Raw genomic sequence first — 16,205 nt, 5'->3', positions numbered from 1 at the left:
GTCCTTAATCAGGCCGTTACCAATGTACCGCCAAGCGCCTTGGCTATAGCCGGAGCCTCCAGCCCCTTTTGCCCGATCACGACAATGCGGCCTTCTCGTCCACCGTTGGCAGCAAGAGGGCGATCAAATTCATGCCGAAAACGCGTTCCCACACCCTGCACTGCCAAACGCATGGCCTTACCTGCCACTGCAGCAAAACCTTTCATGCGCAGCACATCATAACGGCGTGCTGTATCCTGCAAGAGCGTTAAAAACTGTTCCACACTCTGTTGCTCAGGCACACGCACCACAAAACTTTCGAAGTCATCATGTTCGTGTTCGCCATCTTCTGCATCATGATGGGAAGGACGAGCGGCCAGATCAGCTTCTGCCGCAGCTCCGATACCAAGCAATATGGCCGGATCTACCTTGCCTTCCGTGGCACGTACAATCTGCACAGGGCGCGGTGCTGTGTGGCGGATTTCATCTTCAACGCGTGCAAGCGCATCTGCATCAAGCAGATCTGTCTTGTTCAACACCACAAGATCTGCAGCGTTGATCTGATCTTCAAAAACCTCTGCCAAAGGGTTGTCATGATCTAGGGATGGATCTGCCACACGCTGCTGGGCAATAGCTTCCGGGTCATCTGCAAAACGGCCAGCAGCTACTGCTGGTGCATCCACTACGGTTATCACCCCATCAACAGTCATGCGGTTGCGCACTGTTGGCCACCCAAAGGCCTTGAGCAATGGTTTAGGCAGCGCCAGACCTGATGTTTCAATAACTACATGTTCTGGCGGATCGGCCCGATCTAGCAGGGCTTCCATTGTTGGCAGAAAATCATCTGCTACCGTGCAGCACAGGCAGCCATTGGTCAGTTCGACAATATCATCTTCCTTGCAGCCTTCCACGCCGCACCCGCGCAGAATTTCTCCATCAATGCCAAGAGAACCAAATTCGTTCACCACCACGGCAATGCGGTGCCCTGCTGCACGCTGAAGAAGATTGCGCAAAAGGGTTGTTTTGCCTGCCCCTAAAAAACCAGTGATAATGGTTACAGGCACGCGAGATGCGAGTGTCATGAAGGCTCCTGTTCATCATAAAGTTGTGCGGGAACACGCCCCAGCACCATATTGGAAAGAGATGCCGGACGGCGCGAAGGCATGACCGTGCCCCGCGCGGATTTTGCATAGAGTTGGGCATACGTCAGAAGATCTTCTGCTTTTTCAGCGCCCAGATGCCCTAATAACCATGTCCAACGCTCTGGCATGGCAATAGCTGCAGTGCATCCGCGATCACAGGCAGCCAGACACTGCACCTGACGCAACAGAACCGGAGCTTCCTGCCCAGCAGCTTCTGCTTCCTGCACCAAGGTCTGCAAACGTGCATACAACTGGGCACCCGGCGGCTGATCCATAGCAGGTCCACCACGCCGACATGTGACACACACATGCAAAACAGGGCGATTCTGAGGTGATTTTTGAGAAGAATCGGACGCTTCGGCCATGCTGTATCCCTGAAATAACTACCATTCTAAAAGAACGGCTGCTTGAAAGGGGTGCAGATACCCGGCGCCCCTGCCCAGAGATGACAGAAGAAATGCACCCTATGGTGCATCTATGCCTGCCGGGCACCCCGCCAGCAGCAACGCCAGAACTTAATAATTAAGGCCCGCCTATATGCTTACGCATAAGGCACCAATGGCAGGTTTCCTGGCTTGTACCCACATATGCTCTCCCTTACAGGCCAGAACATAAAACAGCGTTCCCTACCTTCCCAGCCTGCACATAGGCCAGTGGCACATTGGGCCAGAAAGCCCATACGGAACACCATGGGTAACTTACAGTTGCGGGGGCAGCGACGGCCTTGCACCGTTCTTCCCTTTTCATCCCGTAAAGGACACCATTAGCCCGCGCACAATGCGCATAAGCGGCCTTTGCTTTCAACCCGCAGTTTTAGCCCTGCAACTTTAAAAGTCTGCTGATCTGAAACAGGATTGAGGCTTCACGCTAATGTTCCTGTGCTTTGCAGCCTTATTTCCATTATTGACGCGCAAAACAGCTATGTTATATTCGTATGAATATACTTTATATGTCAAATATTCTTTCGCTAACTAATGAGGATTCTATGACCTCCCCACGCGTTCTGCCCACACTGGATGAAACGCGTTTTTCAGACATGGCGCTTATCTTCCGCATTATGCGGTTAGCCACCGTCTGGCGCACGCAACTGGACCGGGCTTTACGCCCGCATGGCATGACATTGGCCAGCATGCGCCCGATGGCTTATTTGATGATGATGCCCGATGGCGCCACGCAAAGTGATCTTGCAGCCGCCATGAATGTGGATTGCTCGGCACTAGTACGTATTCTTGATTTGCTGGAAAAACAAAAGCTGATCACTCGCCTGCAGGATACGCGGGACCGGCGTGCCAAAAAACTTGTGCTTACTTCTGCTGGGCAGGAAAGATGTACGCTGTTCCATACCATTGCAGCGCAACTTGAGCAGAACGTTCGCCAGAATCTTACAGAAGATCAGGTACGTAGCTTAATTCATGATCTGTCCTGCATGCTGGAAACGCATCATGAACGCTAGATCTGAGCACAGCAGTCATACGCTCTTTTCCCTTAACACTCTATTATCCCGCTGCTTACCGGCTTTTTTTTCTGATGAAGCCCAATGGAATGCTTTTAAAGCTACCGCAGGTTATTCTGCCCGCGTGTTTTTGTGCATTGGCATTGCCGTTTTTCTGGCATTTATGTTCCAACTTCATTCCCCCCTCAGTGCAGCCACAACTGTTCTTATTGTGGCAAACCCAACTGTAGGGGCCATGGTTTCAAAAAGCGTATGGCGTGTTATCGGCACAGTTATCGGGGCTGTTATTAGCGTTGGCATTATGGCTGTGTTTGTGCAGTCTCCCGTTCTGTATTTTGCAGCGCTTTCTGTTTTTGTAGGTATAGCCTGCATGGTGGCCACGTTTCTGCGCTTCTTTCGTGCCTATGCTGCCGTGCTAACCGGTTATACAATTGTTATTATTGCTGCACCCGCTTTTGCAGACCCAGACAATATCTTTCTTTCTGCAATGGGGCGCTTATCTGCCGTGGTAACAGGCGTGGTGGTAACAGCCTGCGTATTTATGGTGACAAGCCCGCGCAAACCCAGCGCGGTGATGGAAAAGCTGGGAAACGCTTTTCGGGATACCATTCTCCATGCAAAAAACTTTCATGCACAGGAAGGCCTTTCTGCCACACCGGAAGAACATGCGGCAGAAGAAAACAACCCATCTGAAACCACAGATACCGCAACCACAGGCACAGCATTCCGCAGCCTGCCACAACCCCTTTATGATAGCCGCAGCCGCCTTCTGGCAGGTATGGCCGGTTTAACACCAGCCATAGAATTTGCCGCTGCAGATGACCCAGATATGCAGGCCCGTATTTCTAACCTGCGTCTGGCTCTTAACCGTTTAACCGGGCTGATTGTCAGCTATCATCCCTATTGGTTAAACCTCTCTTTGGTGGATGCACAATCACGCCCCGTGCATCAGCATGTTGCCGAAACATTAGAGCACATTCTGCATCTTACAGAGCAACCTGGTTGGCTGGAAAACCCCGCCCCAGTTTCTACCTGCTTACATGATTGCCTGAAAAATCTGGAACAACTTTCACGCAATAATCCGGCACCCAGCTTGCTGGCAACACTAGATAATACGCGTGATATTCTAGTGCAGATAGATCTGGCCCTGTACGATTTGACGAGCTTGCGCCGCGATCGTGAATCCTCTTACACGCGCCAATATCTGGAATGGCCTGTTGCCTTGCGTAATGGTGTACGTGGCATGTTTATTGCGCTTCTGGCTGGCATGTTATGGTATGTTTTCCACTGGAGCGCAGGCCCTATGCTGATCCTGTACGTGGTGGCAGCCTCCAGCCTGCTTTCAACGGCGCCCTCTGCCGGCAAAGCAAGCCCCATGATGGCAACTGGGACGATGTTGGCCGTGCCTATGGGATTTTTATGCCATTCCCTGTTTTTACCCCGCATAGATGGCTACCCGCTTTTATGGCTGACGCTCTGCCTGTTTCTGCTGCCGGGCGTATGGCTACAATTTCACCCACGCTACAGCATTGGTGCATTTGGATATGCGGTGTTTTTCACCATGCTGCTCTCTATCAACAACCCTATTGTTTATAATGACCTAGCACTCACCAATAACTGGATGACCATGGTGGCCGCCTGCGTGCTTCTGGTGTTGGTTTTCCGGGTTATTTTACCGCCAGATCATCGGCTGGATGCTGCACGGTTAGTTTCTTCCCTTACGCGTAGCCTACAACAACTGGCTCTTTCCCATAGCCGCAAGCCGGTGCAATGGATTGCATGGGAGAGTCTTCAACTTCAGAAAATTACGCGGTTGATGATGCGTCTTTCCTTTATTCCTTCCGGTATAGACAGGCAGGGATATACAGATGCAGCCTTTGCAACACTTTCCCTAGGAAGGCTCATTTTACGCCTGCGTTGGAACGCAGAACACTTAAAACTCAACACACAGGCGCGCTCTGCCTTGGCAGATGCGTTGCAAGCTTTTGCCCAGTTGCGACACACTCCACTTACCACGGCAAATGCACTGGAACAGGCAGCTGCAGTCGTTCATGCAACGTCTTCAGAACAAGAAGACACTTCCCTGATGCGAGACAGAACTATTTCCTGCCTGATACAGGCTGCCGACATTATCCGAACCATTCCTGAGTTTTACGATAAATACGGACCGATCCATCGTTCTCTACCATTATAATGCATTGTGGTGACGCAATAGACGCGAGTATATCTGACTTGATGTATTTGTTGAAAGATAGAGCATCTGTGGATGTGAGGAACGGAACGATCTTTTTTCAGTTCCATACCATCCGAACTGGTGATTACCTGTAATCTAAGGGCTTCCCTAATTCCTATCTAGAAAAGAGTGCACTCCATATTGTTCAAGCGAAAACGCTGTCTGCAACAATTCCACAAGATAATATACCAACAATAACGCTACGTTTGATTGTTTGCGAGACCAATGCAGGCGTTGTCATAACATTACGTTTTTAGGAACCTGTGCCAGCTTTATATGCTCGGACTTTGAGGTCCAGTCTTTTGAAAGGTACAAAGTGATCAATAAAGACCCGGCTTGTTCCGATACATAAATGCCAAACACCCAGACTTAACAATTCGTGAGCTTGTCGGTAAAACTAACGCCTATCACCCGACATAGCAGAAAACTGGTCTTATCAACGACCTGAACGACCTTCTTCAGCTTCTGATACTTAATCATTTACTTTCTGACAATAGGCTGTACAGGGCAAAAATTCTCCAGATACGATATATTTTTTATAATGTAAAATGTCTGGAATCCACCGCAATAGTCGAAATATAGATCTTACATCTACACATTCCCAGAAATTAGATTCTTAATTGCTTCCGGCGAGGGATCACTAACTCCGGACCATGAAACATTTCCCCGTAGCTTTCTAGCTGGCGTGCCAGCCCATAATTCGTTTTCTCCGATAGGACCAGAAACGACTGTGCGTGCACCTACAATAGAACCGTCAGAAATTTGCGTACCTTTTAAGATGCATACCTGCGCACCAATCCAAACTCGCCTACCAATCAGGACGTCACGAGGACTGTTTAAAATTGTGCCTGTTCCAAGATCAACAATGGCATGATGGTCACTGGTGCGAACTTGGATACCTTCGGACCACAAACCTTTTTCACCAATGTTGCATGTGCAGCCACCATGCACCCACACAGAGGTTCCAAAACTTACAGTTTCAAAACCCCAAACAAAAGTTGATTTTTTATAAATACCCGCAGTAAGACGCAATGTAGGCATACCGCCGTATATATATGCACAGCCATCATCTTCTGGAAAGTTTATTTCCCCTTCCAGTGGAGAGTTTTGATCTAGATACAAAAAATTTCCACTTCCCCAAAAATTTATACGAGCATTTCCGCGAAATTCATGAAAGTTTGGGTGAAATGCAACAACGTTATTGCGTTCACCCATTCCATTTATAGTCAAGCGACCCTGTGTTATTTTTTCTATATTAGAAGGGCTCAAAAATATACAGCTAGATCTTGATGGAATACCTTGTAATGTAAGTGTCATTTTTTATCCAATTTTTGCTTTCCAGAACCTCAGTTTGTAAACCACTGGAAAATCGTGTACTGAGGTATAAAATACTTAATAGCAACAAAAAAACAAGCCACTTCCATATCTCGTTGCCACCTACTCAATAGGTATATAGTATGGAGTTGTACATCCTTAAATCACACTAGAATTTCTCTAAAAACACAAATATTTACCATATCGAGAGATGTCCATGAACGATAAAAGAAACGTTTCCCACACGAATCTCATGAAAATACACCTCATATATTTTTAGAAGAAAGCATTATACTCGCAATAACCCACGACATTTCTGGTAGATCCGAATCTGTACAGTTCGCAGCAACATTCTATTAAAATAGACAAATCTGTGCAAACAAAATAATCATATTTCCAGAAAGTGATTTTCCTAATCTAGGAAAATATCGACAACCATCTATTGACCAACGAATAATCATCAGTTTCACAAACTTATAAAGGCCTATTAAACCCAATTAAACTCTTTGAAATCAGCTTAAAACTAACCACCATCTCCTAATGCTCAAGTTTCTAAATTAGCATTATAAAAAATGGGCAAGATGAATTAGCAAAACTGCGAGACTATTAAAAAGCTCTCGTAATTAACAGAAAGAGAGGAACATGAAACATATATTGGCTATGACTTCGCTACTGATGTATCTCTCCACCCCGACTGCTTGGTCACAGACCATCCAAACAGATATTAGTAATATGAAAGCATTAGCTGCAGAGGCTACGACTCCACGCGAGATAAGTGAAAAATTCAATGATGTAATTAGTGTGAAGGATTTTGGCGCAAAAGGAGATGGAATGCATGATGACACTGCCGCTATTCAGGCCGCTATAGGACATGCCCTTGCTACCCCCAATTATGGCGGACGTGTTTATTTTCCCGATGGAGTGTACCTTATAAGCTCAGCTCTAAATGTGGCCGGAAGTGGGATTGCTCTGATAGGAGCAAACGCAAATTCCACTATTCTTCAGGCAACATTCACAACTGGCACATTCATTAACATCGGGTCCTCTTCATCTACCCACAATTCCAACATCAGGATTTCTAACTTAGCATTTAGTGCCAACCACCCCTTGATTACTGGTGAAGCTATTTTAGCTCAAGACGTCAATAACTTGAACATTGATCATATTATCATGAAAAACAATATTTATGACGGAATTCGTATCGAAAATCCTAATCGCGGTACATATGGAGTTTTTATCAGCCACTTCTGGTTTGATAGTATTTTACATGATGGATTCGTTTTTGGAAAAAATTCGAAACAAATTAATCCACCTACTGATATTTATTTATCCTATGGCGGCATACAACCAGGACAACTTACAGCCGGAGATGCCATCCACGCCTACAGCTTTGGCGGCCTATACCTCACGAATGTGGATATCACCAATAAAGGATCGAACTTCTTTACTAAAGGTCTAAACATTGAACCCAAACATAATCAGGTTGCTAATGCCTTAATTTGCTCCATGTGTCTCTTTGATAGCAGCCGTAATGATAACCTTCATATTGGCGGAGAAGGAAAAGTTGCTGACATACAGTTTGTCAACAGCTGGGCTAGCACATCAATTGATGGAGATAATATTGTCATCGAGTCAGGGGATGGTATTTTAATCGGAAGTTCCACTATAGATTCCGCTGCAAAAAATGGTTTAGTTATTATGGGAGGAAGAAACATACAGATTAATGCGAATAAAATACTTGGAAATGGCTGTTCTTCTTCCAAAAAGTTTTCTGGAATTGTAATAAATTCAAATATTTCCGATTTCACCATCACAAATAATCAGATTGGTTCAGGTGGATATTTTGCCACGATAGGTAGCACCATCAAACTTAAGCATGCCATAAGCTTGGCCCCAGGTGCATCCAATGGCTACGTAATAATAGGGAATAGAGGAACTGGTATAAGCGATGAATTCATAGAGGGTGATGTTACAGGCAGCAGTAGATACGTTGCCGGCAACATCAAACACTGAAATTTGGGCTAAATAGACAGTTCACTATGCTTATCAACACGGGTCTGACTTGATTCCCCCCCCCAAGCAGACCCGTCTTATCAATAATTTTCCTTTCCTAACGTCAACTCTCAAGAAATCGCTTTCAGCGTAGCCCCATAAAATGTGAACTCACCTTCAAAGTCATTTGTAAAATCGAACCTAAATTCAAGAATATCATCAGAATCTGGGTTATCAAATATCATTTTGACTGACATTCTCTGATCGTTTTCTATTTTAACTTCTTCCAACGCAAGTTGGCCGTTTTTACGGGATTGTACATCAAGTTTAAGATCAGGAACCACTGGACCGCTGACACAAATACGAAAATCGAATTTTATAACATATTTATTGGCAGCCAAAGCGATGTAAGGGCCAAAAATAATATGCCCTGCGTTATACTTGCCTAATGGAAAATATAGAACACCATTTTCCATCTGACCTCGATGGTGATGAAATTCTTCTGGCTCTATCTTATACTCACCGTTATTAGAATAGTTTTCGAAAGCAGCAAACTTAAGGCGATTTGCACGCTCTGATAGCATGCTGAAAGTTTTGATGTCATAACGTGAAAACAGATTGTATCCACTATCATGAATCTTGGACGACGCTTCATTCGGTTGTGCCGTCATAGTTTCCATCTTCGTGGCTACAGCATTTGCTAGAACCGGATATTTGGTAAGAGTATTCGGAAAACTTTCAACAAAGCTATCATGACTGGCAGGCATCAAGAAAGCATTCAAGGCTTTCTGTAATTGGTTATCGACAACATTGGCCGTATATATCTGCAAAACTTTATCCTGAGCAGCGATAACTGCATCATACACATCGCGGTTATTCAGTGACTGCACGGCAGCAGCAAACATATTTAAATCGTAAAAATGGAATCCCAGTGGGTGATCGGCCATCAGTTCACGCAGGGCCGTAGTTGACCAAGCAATGACTGGCAAACCGCAACGCATAGCCTCAAAGACCGGCAAACCAAAACCTTCATGCTCAGACAAACACAGAAATACATCTGAAATTCTGTATAGTTCTTCAAGCTCTTCTTCGGATACTTCACCATAAAAATGTACTTCTATCCCCTCAAGAGTTTTAGCGTATTTCTCCAATTCATAGCGTATCTTATCTTCACGTCCGGCAAAACGAACAATTACACCCTTACCTGTTACCTTATGCACGCGCTCAGCAACAGACATGATAGACTGATGCCCCTTGTGCCTGACAACACGGCCCACAAAAAGCATGTTGATGATGTCATCAGGAGCAAATTGCCGATTGGGTAATTTTATGCTGGCAGGTTTTTCAAGATAACGACTAGCGGGAAACACTACGGCTGCTCGGGTTGCTTGGCCTCCAAGAGCCAAAAACTGTTCACGAGTAAACGAAGAGTTCATCCAAAAAAATAAGTTAGGTTTGTCGACAATTCTAACAATATTTTCAAGCCCCTCTACGGTATGTGAAAGATTACCTTCTTCCGACAGATAAAACCATGGAGAAGTATTGTTGTGCCAACGTACTACCGAACGAGTCGGACGACGCACTAGGAAATCATCAACTTCCTTCCATGCCCCACAGTAATGATAAATTATAATTCCTTCTGGATATTCCTCACACCATTTGTAAAATGCCTCCATATTGCAAATGGAAATATCTGGGTATCTGTCAGGATCCGACCGTTCAGCAAAGAGATAGATGTTTGCAGCATTGTCAGGAAACATAGTCCGAAAGCGTTTATATTCATAAACACAATCATAGCCTATAGAGTCACTCTTTGAGAAAAGCCCCTGAACTAGAAAAGCTATTTTCATGATTCTATTCTTCCTAAAGGATCAATTTCTGTTCATAGAAAGTAGTTCAGCTGCAGCTATTTTCACAGTATTCCCATGGAGGCTTAGCGCTTTTTTATAAAATTCTTCCGCTTTTTCGGAGTCATTATTTGTTTTGAAGAAAATACCCATCTGTAAGCACAGGTCGGCATCTTCAGAATTGATGTCATTAGCCATGGAATAATACTTTAAGGCTTGAGGCATGTTACCTATTTCTTTGTACATATGACCTGCTTGGACAAGATGGCCAAAGCTTCGTGGTGCCAAAGCCAAACCCTGAGTATAGAACTGTGCAGCTTCAGCATAATCTTTCCGATCCCGTGCGGCATCACCTTTTTGGAAAAACTTCCTCGCTCTTTGTAAATTTACGGCTTTTTTCAACCATACCAAAGCACCACTTTTACGTTCTTTATTCTTTATCCTTTGTTCTTCGTTCTTTATAGTTTCTATTTCATATAATCTTTCCTCATGCTTGGAATATTCAGGTATTTTCGTGATTTTCATACCTGAGAAAACTAAGCAACCTTGAAAAGAACGTAGAGCACGAAGCCGTATTTCTACCGGTCTATTCCCGGATGTAATGTCAAATTTTACGCTTTTATGGAAGCGATGCCTGCCAGACGGGATGGAAAATATTTCCGACGCCAATTGTTCTCCACTGGCATTAATATCAATTTCGAGCTCAATCGGGTCATTTTCAGCATTAAGAAGAACAATGTTCGGAACGACCGAATATTTTCCAGCTGGAAGTCGAGTGTAGGGACCAAAAATCAGGTGCTGTGTTTCCACTTGCACTGGTTGAGGGAATACACTTGCATCATCCAAATTACCAGGTGTAACCCCCTTGCGGATCGAAAACTCATCCGGCATAAATGTTACAGAAGCTTCGCCAACTGGTGCAGTAAGTGCGCTAATAAGCTCTTTCTGCTGATCGAGGAAGGTTCTAAATAATCTCAAATCATGCAAGGAAATAAGATTTGTATGTGCATCAAATACAAAGTCTTTATCAAAGCCAATTGGGTAGAGTTTTTTTGTAATATGATAATATTCATCTAGCTGTCGACCAATTACCGGTCTGAAGCGCACAGCATTACGTTGTAGATCCTGTATCGGGGGTTGATTCCATGAACTTTCAAATGCAGCCAAAGCAGAGTAGATTTGCTCTTGTACAATAGGTGAAGAATATTTCTGCAACACCGAATACTGAATTTCGAGCAACTCCTGTCTGACTGTTGAATTTTCAAGGGCCAAGACTGCAGACGCAAAAAGGTCAAGGTTAAAATACGGAAAAGCAAACGGGTGATCGTCCAGCAGTTCGCGAAAGGCTGTTGTGGCCCAAGCCACAACAGGCAGACGGCAGCGCATGGCTTCAAATACTGGAAGACCAAAGCCTTCATGCTCAGACAGACACACGAACACATCGCAGGTACGATACAGCGACATTAATTTCTCATCACTGACCAATCCATGCACAACGATATCTGCTCTAGATGCGGCAATCTGTCTGCGTAAACCACTCGCAAATATTCCTTGGTCGTCCAACCCCTTGCCCACAATATGAAGGCGCACACGATTATGTGTCATACTTTGAACACGTTCGGCCAAGGCTATGGCATTAGCATGCCCCTTATGAGAAACAACGCGGCTGACAAAAAGTAAATCAAGGGTATGAGTAGATAATTGTGTAACCGTCGTCTGCTGTGGCTCTGAAGGCAAAGCATCCAAATAGCGGCTAGCGGGGTAAACAACGCGACAGCGTTCTGCTGAAGCTCCCAATGCAACCAATTGGTCAAGAGTAAACTGTGAGTTTGTCCAGAAACGTATATGTTCACAGTCAATAAAATCGATTATGTTCTCATAACCGATTACGGCGTGGACGGTCTTCTGGTTTTCAATACCAAAGGTAAACCAAGGAGGTGTAGCATTGTGCCATCGTATAATCACATTACGACAAATGTTACGCAAAAACTCGTCATGATCTGTTCGGCTATCACAATAATGGAACAAAACCGTTACGTTTTCGTCCTCGCGCACCCAGTCATGCAAGGCAGACACGTCTTCAACCGGAATATCAGGAAAAGCATCCTGATCATAATCATTGGCAAAGATCCTTGTATTTTGAACTGAAAAGCCATTTTGCACAAGGAGACGATACTGATAGGCTACATCATTGCATACAGAGTCGTTCTTTTCTCTCATGCCAAGAGTCAGAATTGCTATATTCATAAACTAACGTCCGCGCTGGTGGTATGAAGCGGTATTACTGAACAAACCGCTAACTTTAATGTTAGAACAAGATCTCGTTGCGCACCATGGGTGATAAAATGGTAGCAAAGAATTAACTGAACGGCAAAATAACGATTCCATAATAGATTTCAAACAAATTATTGATTTAACCGCGTACGTTCCATATTTATCTAACACATGCATACAACAATGAAAAGAAGTAGCGCACGTTGCAAACAATACTGGCTATACCAATTTGAACAATCGAAAGCCTTCCAGTTTTGATGCATGCTCTATGATTCTATCCCTTCTGCTTGCACGCATGAAGAAACAATATAGAATGACGGCTTAATATATGAAAATATTGAAATTTAACTTGATTTCTAAAAACATTTATTTTAATAATATTAAATATTTAAATGGAAATAGCGAAGTTACTCTCATAGACGATATGGGAATCGTTGATTGAAGCAGATATCCCTCATGATGAAATATTGTAACATGATCTGCAGCATACGACATCGATGAGCGTCTGAGAGTGCGAAAGCCTGCGTGATTGGGAGCTAGCATGAAAAAGCCATCGATTTCACTCTGTCTCATGAATCACCATTGACACCAGCCATTCTTAACGTGTCCCTGTGATTAATAACAAACAATTACTATCGCATCGAATGCTTTAAACTGTGGGCACAGGCGCTACAAATAACAACGGAATCGTCGTGTCGCAGCTTTTATATGTGCTCATTCTGAATGTTCTGGTTGACAATCAGCCACTTAAAATAGGACAAATACATGTTGAAATAGCAGAATATCCCGGTTCGTAGCGACCAAAAAACTCCTTGCTCATAGACTATAGGAGGCAAATTTTCTGCTGTGTCGGGTAATAGGCGTTAGTTTTACCGACAAGCTCACGAATTGTTAAATCTGGGTGTTTGGCATTTATGTATCGAAACAAACCGGGTCTTTATTGATCACTTTGTACCTTATCAAAAGACTGGACCTGAAAGTCCGAACATATGAAGCTGGCGCAGGTTCCTAAAAACGTAATGTTATGACAACGCCTGCATTGGTCTCGCAAACAATCAAACGTAGCGCTATCGTTGGTATGTTATATTGTGGGATTGTCGCAGACAGCGTTTTCGCTTGAACAATATAGAGTGCACTCTTTTCTAGATAGGAATTGGGATGCCCTTAGATTACAGGTAATCACCAGTTCGGATGGTATGGAACTGAAAAAAGATCGTTCCGTTCCTCACATCCACAGATGCTCCATCTTTCAACAAATACATCAAGTCAGATATATTTACGTCACCACAATGCATTATAATGGTAGCAAATCGGCACTACAGCCTCTGTTTCCATTCTATATCAACACAATCAAGTCAGCATAAAATAAAGAGGAAAGTTTCCTAAAATAAAATACATAATGATGAATTTAATGTTATCATATTTCTTCGATTTTCAGAAAACTTCTGCCCTGCCAGTTGCTTAATGTTTAAGTCATCACTCATAAAAAGAAGTATCTGGCATGGCATACTCCGAAACATCGCCTCCGGTGACATACCGAAGAGCCAACCCAGCTCCATTAGGTTTAATGGGGTTTGGGCTCACAACCGTTCTTCTCAATTTACATAATGCAGATCTGGTGCCTATGGGGTCTGCCATTTTGGCCATGGGGCTTACATTTGGAGGTGTGGCCCAAATTCTGGCAGGGATGCTAGAGTATGGTAACGGCAATACTTTTGGCATGACAGCTTTTACGGCTTACGGTGCATTCTGGCTTTCATTCGTGGCACTTATTGGCTTGCCACATACTGGCATTGTGGATGCCAGCAGCCCTAATCTTGTAGGTAGCTACCTGCTGGCGTGGGGATTGTTCACTTTTATCATGTTTATAGCCTCACTACGCGCCACACGGGCACATCAGGTTATTTTCCTGAGCCTGACTGTTCTATTCGCCTTACTGGCTACGGGTGATATGCTGGCTATGCCAGTTGTTACGCAGTTTGCTGGATATGAAGGACTGTTCTGCGGTTTTTCCGCCATCTATCTGGCTGCTTCCGAAATACTGGAAGAAGCATTCGGATATGCAGTACTGCCGATTGGCAAACCGGCCCCGGCTTCCATATCTTTCCGAACCGCATCTGCGTAAATATCCCCAAAATATGTTGCCCCGCAGCACAAAATGCTCCGGGGCAATATGTTTGAGTTAGTTATCAAAGCAATTCTGCGCTTCGCGCTCATGCACGTCCGCCAAAGTTGAAGGTACCCACACAGGCTTGTTATCTTTATCAATCAAGCGTGCCCGAATACCCTCTACAAAATCAGGCCGAGCTACCATATGGCGCACCATATTTTCCTCAAGTGCGAAAGCGGCATGTAACGAGGAAGCTGCACGTGCCCGGTGCCATCCACACCATGCCACCTGCACAGAAAACGGACAGGCACGAGATAGAGCTTCCAGATCTTCCTGCGCCCCTTCTGACCCTTCCGCTTTCAGTTTTTCAATAACCTGCAAAATATTTGGTGCATCGTAACACGCATCCAGATTTTGCACGTCCAGACTTTCTGGCCGAGAATGCAGGCGAGCAAATACGTGCTCCGCACTCTCAATACCCAGCGATTCTCTTAAATCTGTAAGCGAGTCCGATGACACGAGAACATCTGCAAACCCCATAGCTACGGCCTCTGCGCCATTCATGCGGCCACCGGTTACAGCTCGCCGTAACCCAGAAAAACCAGGTGCACGCGCCAACAACCAGCTACCGCCAGCATCTGGAGCCAGACCTATAGCCGTTTCAGGCATAGCCAGCACGGATCTTTCCGTAACCACCCGATACTGCACATGTCCACCCAAGCCGATACCCCCTCCCATGGCCACGCCATCCAGAAAGGAAACGATGGGTTTTTGATAATCTGCCAGCAACAGCATGACGTTATAGACACGCTTCATCAGCTCATATGCAGCCAATGCTCCGTGTGCCTTCAAGCAATCATGAATGGCGCGTAAATCTCCTCCGGCGCAAAAAGCGCGCGCACTGCTGCTTTCCAGCAGAATAGTGTGGATGGACGGATCATTCCGCCATGCCTGCAAAGCATCTCTTATGCCACTGGCCATGCTGATATCCACAGCATTCAAACGTTTGGGGCGGTCTAGAATAATACGCCCCAAATGCCCTTCCTGCTGCATTCTTACGCCAGATACGTCGGAAAGAGTTTGCTCTATCATTGCTTTCCTCTTTATTTCATGCACAAACACGCACAGACCGTTTTTGATTGATTTAAGGAGAGCAGATGTTGGCTCCGGAGACCAGCGCCTACCGCGATGCCATGGCCCGACTTGGCGCAGCTGTGAACATTGTTACAACAGGAACGTTGGAAAACCCCGTTGGTTTTACCGCATCAGCCGTGTGTTCCGTAACAGATACCCCACCTACGCTGCTGGTCTGCCTGAACCGTGGAAGCCGTGCCCGACAGGCTTTTCATGAAGGTAGCGCATTATGTGTAAACGTGCTGGCATCTACCCAGCAGCATCTTTCCAACCATTTTGCCAGCCCCAATTCCATGCAGGAACGGTTTGCCACTGGGCATTGGACAACCTTGGCAACTGGTGCACCTGTGTTGGAAGAGGCTGTAGCCTCGTTTGACTGCAAGATCAGCCAGATTGTAGAAGTTGGCACACACAGCGTGATGTTTGGTATTGTGCAGGCGTTACGCACCCATGCAACGGCTCATGGGCTTGTGTATTTTAACAGAATGTACCACGCTCTACCTCATGTGCCGGCCCTAAAGCCCTAAGGGCTTTAGGCATACAACCAAGGTATTGAATGATGTCGCAGAATTTTCATGATGATTACCCAGTAAAAGGGGATAGTGACTACGTCCCTTTTCTTACGGTTAAAGGCCTCATCATCATACATGTTGCGCTTTTAATAGCCGTAGCTTTATGGTCTTGGTTAGATTGGTCCTTACCTCAGTAAAAGACTGAGCTGCAATTT

The 16,205-nt window shown here is 45.1% G+C and carries 11 protein-coding genes and 1 riboswitch; of the genes, 5 read left to right on the top strand and 6 right to left on the bottom strand.

Translation table 11 applies throughout. The features are described 5' to 3' along the window. Nucleotides 1-8: 8 nt before the first annotated feature. Together cobW and QQM41_RS08050 are read right to left on the bottom strand one after the other, a co-directional pair. Complete coding sequence (gene cobW / locus QQM41_RS08055) at nucleotides 9-1,061, bottom strand: cobalamin biosynthesis protein CobW (RefSeq protein ID WP_339076791.1); 1,053 nt, start codon at nucleotides 1,059-1,061, stop codon at nucleotides 9-11. Then, complete coding sequence (locus QQM41_RS08050; protein ID WP_128105952.1) at nucleotides 1,058-1,486, bottom strand: DUF1636 domain-containing protein; 429 nt, start codon at nucleotides 1,484-1,486, stop codon at nucleotides 1,058-1,060. Before QQM41_RS08050 ends, cobW begins: the two co-directional genes overlap by 4 nt. Nucleotides 1,487-1,663: 177 nt before the next feature. Continuing rightward, nucleotides 1,664-1,901: riboswitch (cobalamin riboswitch) on the bottom strand. 154 nt (nucleotides 1,902-2,055) lie between these two features. Between QQM41_RS08050 and QQM41_RS08045 the strand changes: the two genes are divergently transcribed. Then, entirely contained in the window at nucleotides 2,056-2,574 is a 519-nt protein-coding gene (locus tag QQM41_RS08045; RefSeq protein ID WP_339076790.1) for a MarR family transcriptional regulator, read from the top strand. Next, complete coding sequence (locus QQM41_RS08040) at nucleotides 2,564-4,768, top strand: FUSC family protein (protein WP_339076789.1); 2,205 nt, start codon at nucleotides 2,564-2,566, stop codon at nucleotides 4,766-4,768. Before QQM41_RS08045 ends, QQM41_RS08040 begins: the two co-directional genes overlap by 11 nt. Nucleotides 4,769-5,398: 630 nt before the next feature. Here QQM41_RS08040 and QQM41_RS08035 read toward each other — a convergent pair. Beyond that, the gene (locus QQM41_RS08035) at nucleotides 5,399-6,124 is read right to left on the bottom strand and encodes a hypothetical protein (protein WP_339076788.1); all 726 of its coding nucleotides are present in this window, start codon (nucleotides 6,122-6,124) and stop codon (nucleotides 5,399-5,401) included. Nucleotides 6,125-6,763: 639 nt separating this feature from the next. Between QQM41_RS08035 and QQM41_RS08030 the strand changes: the two genes are divergently transcribed. Further along, on the top strand, nucleotides 6,764-8,134 hold the full coding sequence (locus tag QQM41_RS08030; RefSeq protein ID WP_339076787.1) for a glycosyl hydrolase family 28-related protein: 1,371 nt from the start codon (nucleotides 6,764-6,766) through the stop codon (nucleotides 8,132-8,134). A gap of 110 nt (nucleotides 8,135-8,244) precedes the next feature. On the opposite strand, the gene QQM41_RS08025 is transcribed toward QQM41_RS08030, so the two are convergent. Then, nucleotides 8,245-9,963 (bottom strand): glycosyltransferase family 4 protein, encoded by a 1,719-nt coding sequence (locus tag QQM41_RS08025; protein ID WP_339076786.1) that lies wholly within the window; start codon nucleotides 9,961-9,963, stop codon nucleotides 8,245-8,247. Nucleotides 9,964-9,984: 21 nt separating this feature from the next. Beyond that, nucleotides 9,985-12,207, bottom strand: coding sequence for a glycosyltransferase (locus QQM41_RS08020; RefSeq protein ID WP_339076785.1), 2,223 nt, complete (start codon nucleotides 12,205-12,207; stop codon nucleotides 9,985-9,987). Nucleotides 12,208-13,735: 1,528 nt separating this feature from the next. Here QQM41_RS08020 and QQM41_RS08015 point away from each other — a divergent pair. Further along, on the top strand, nucleotides 13,736-14,359 hold the full coding sequence (locus QQM41_RS08015; protein WP_050818528.1) for an acetate uptake transporter: 624 nt from the start codon (nucleotides 13,736-13,738) through the stop codon (nucleotides 14,357-14,359). A gap of 57 nt (nucleotides 14,360-14,416) precedes the next feature. Here the strand turns inward: QQM41_RS08015 and QQM41_RS08010 are convergent, their stop codons facing one another. Continuing rightward, nucleotides 14,417-15,436 (bottom strand): enoyl-CoA hydratase/isomerase family protein, encoded by a 1,020-nt coding sequence (locus QQM41_RS08010; RefSeq protein ID WP_339076784.1) that lies wholly within the window; start codon nucleotides 15,434-15,436, stop codon nucleotides 14,417-14,419. 65 nt (nucleotides 15,437-15,501) lie between these two features. On the opposite strand from QQM41_RS08010, the gene QQM41_RS08005 reads away from it, so the two are divergent. Then, a complete protein-coding gene (locus QQM41_RS08005) occupies nucleotides 15,502-16,005 on the top strand; it encodes a flavin reductase (protein ID WP_050818530.1) in 504 nt (167 codons plus the stop codon). Nucleotides 16,006-16,205 lie beyond the last annotated feature (200 nt).

The sequence above is a fragment of the Acetobacter sp. AC2005 genome, assembly GCF_037901235.1.
GTDB classification, from domain to species: Bacteria; Pseudomonadota; Alphaproteobacteria; order Acetobacterales; family Acetobacteraceae; genus Acetobacter; species Acetobacter oryzoeni.
This window is presented reverse-complemented; position numbering and strand designations above follow the sequence as displayed.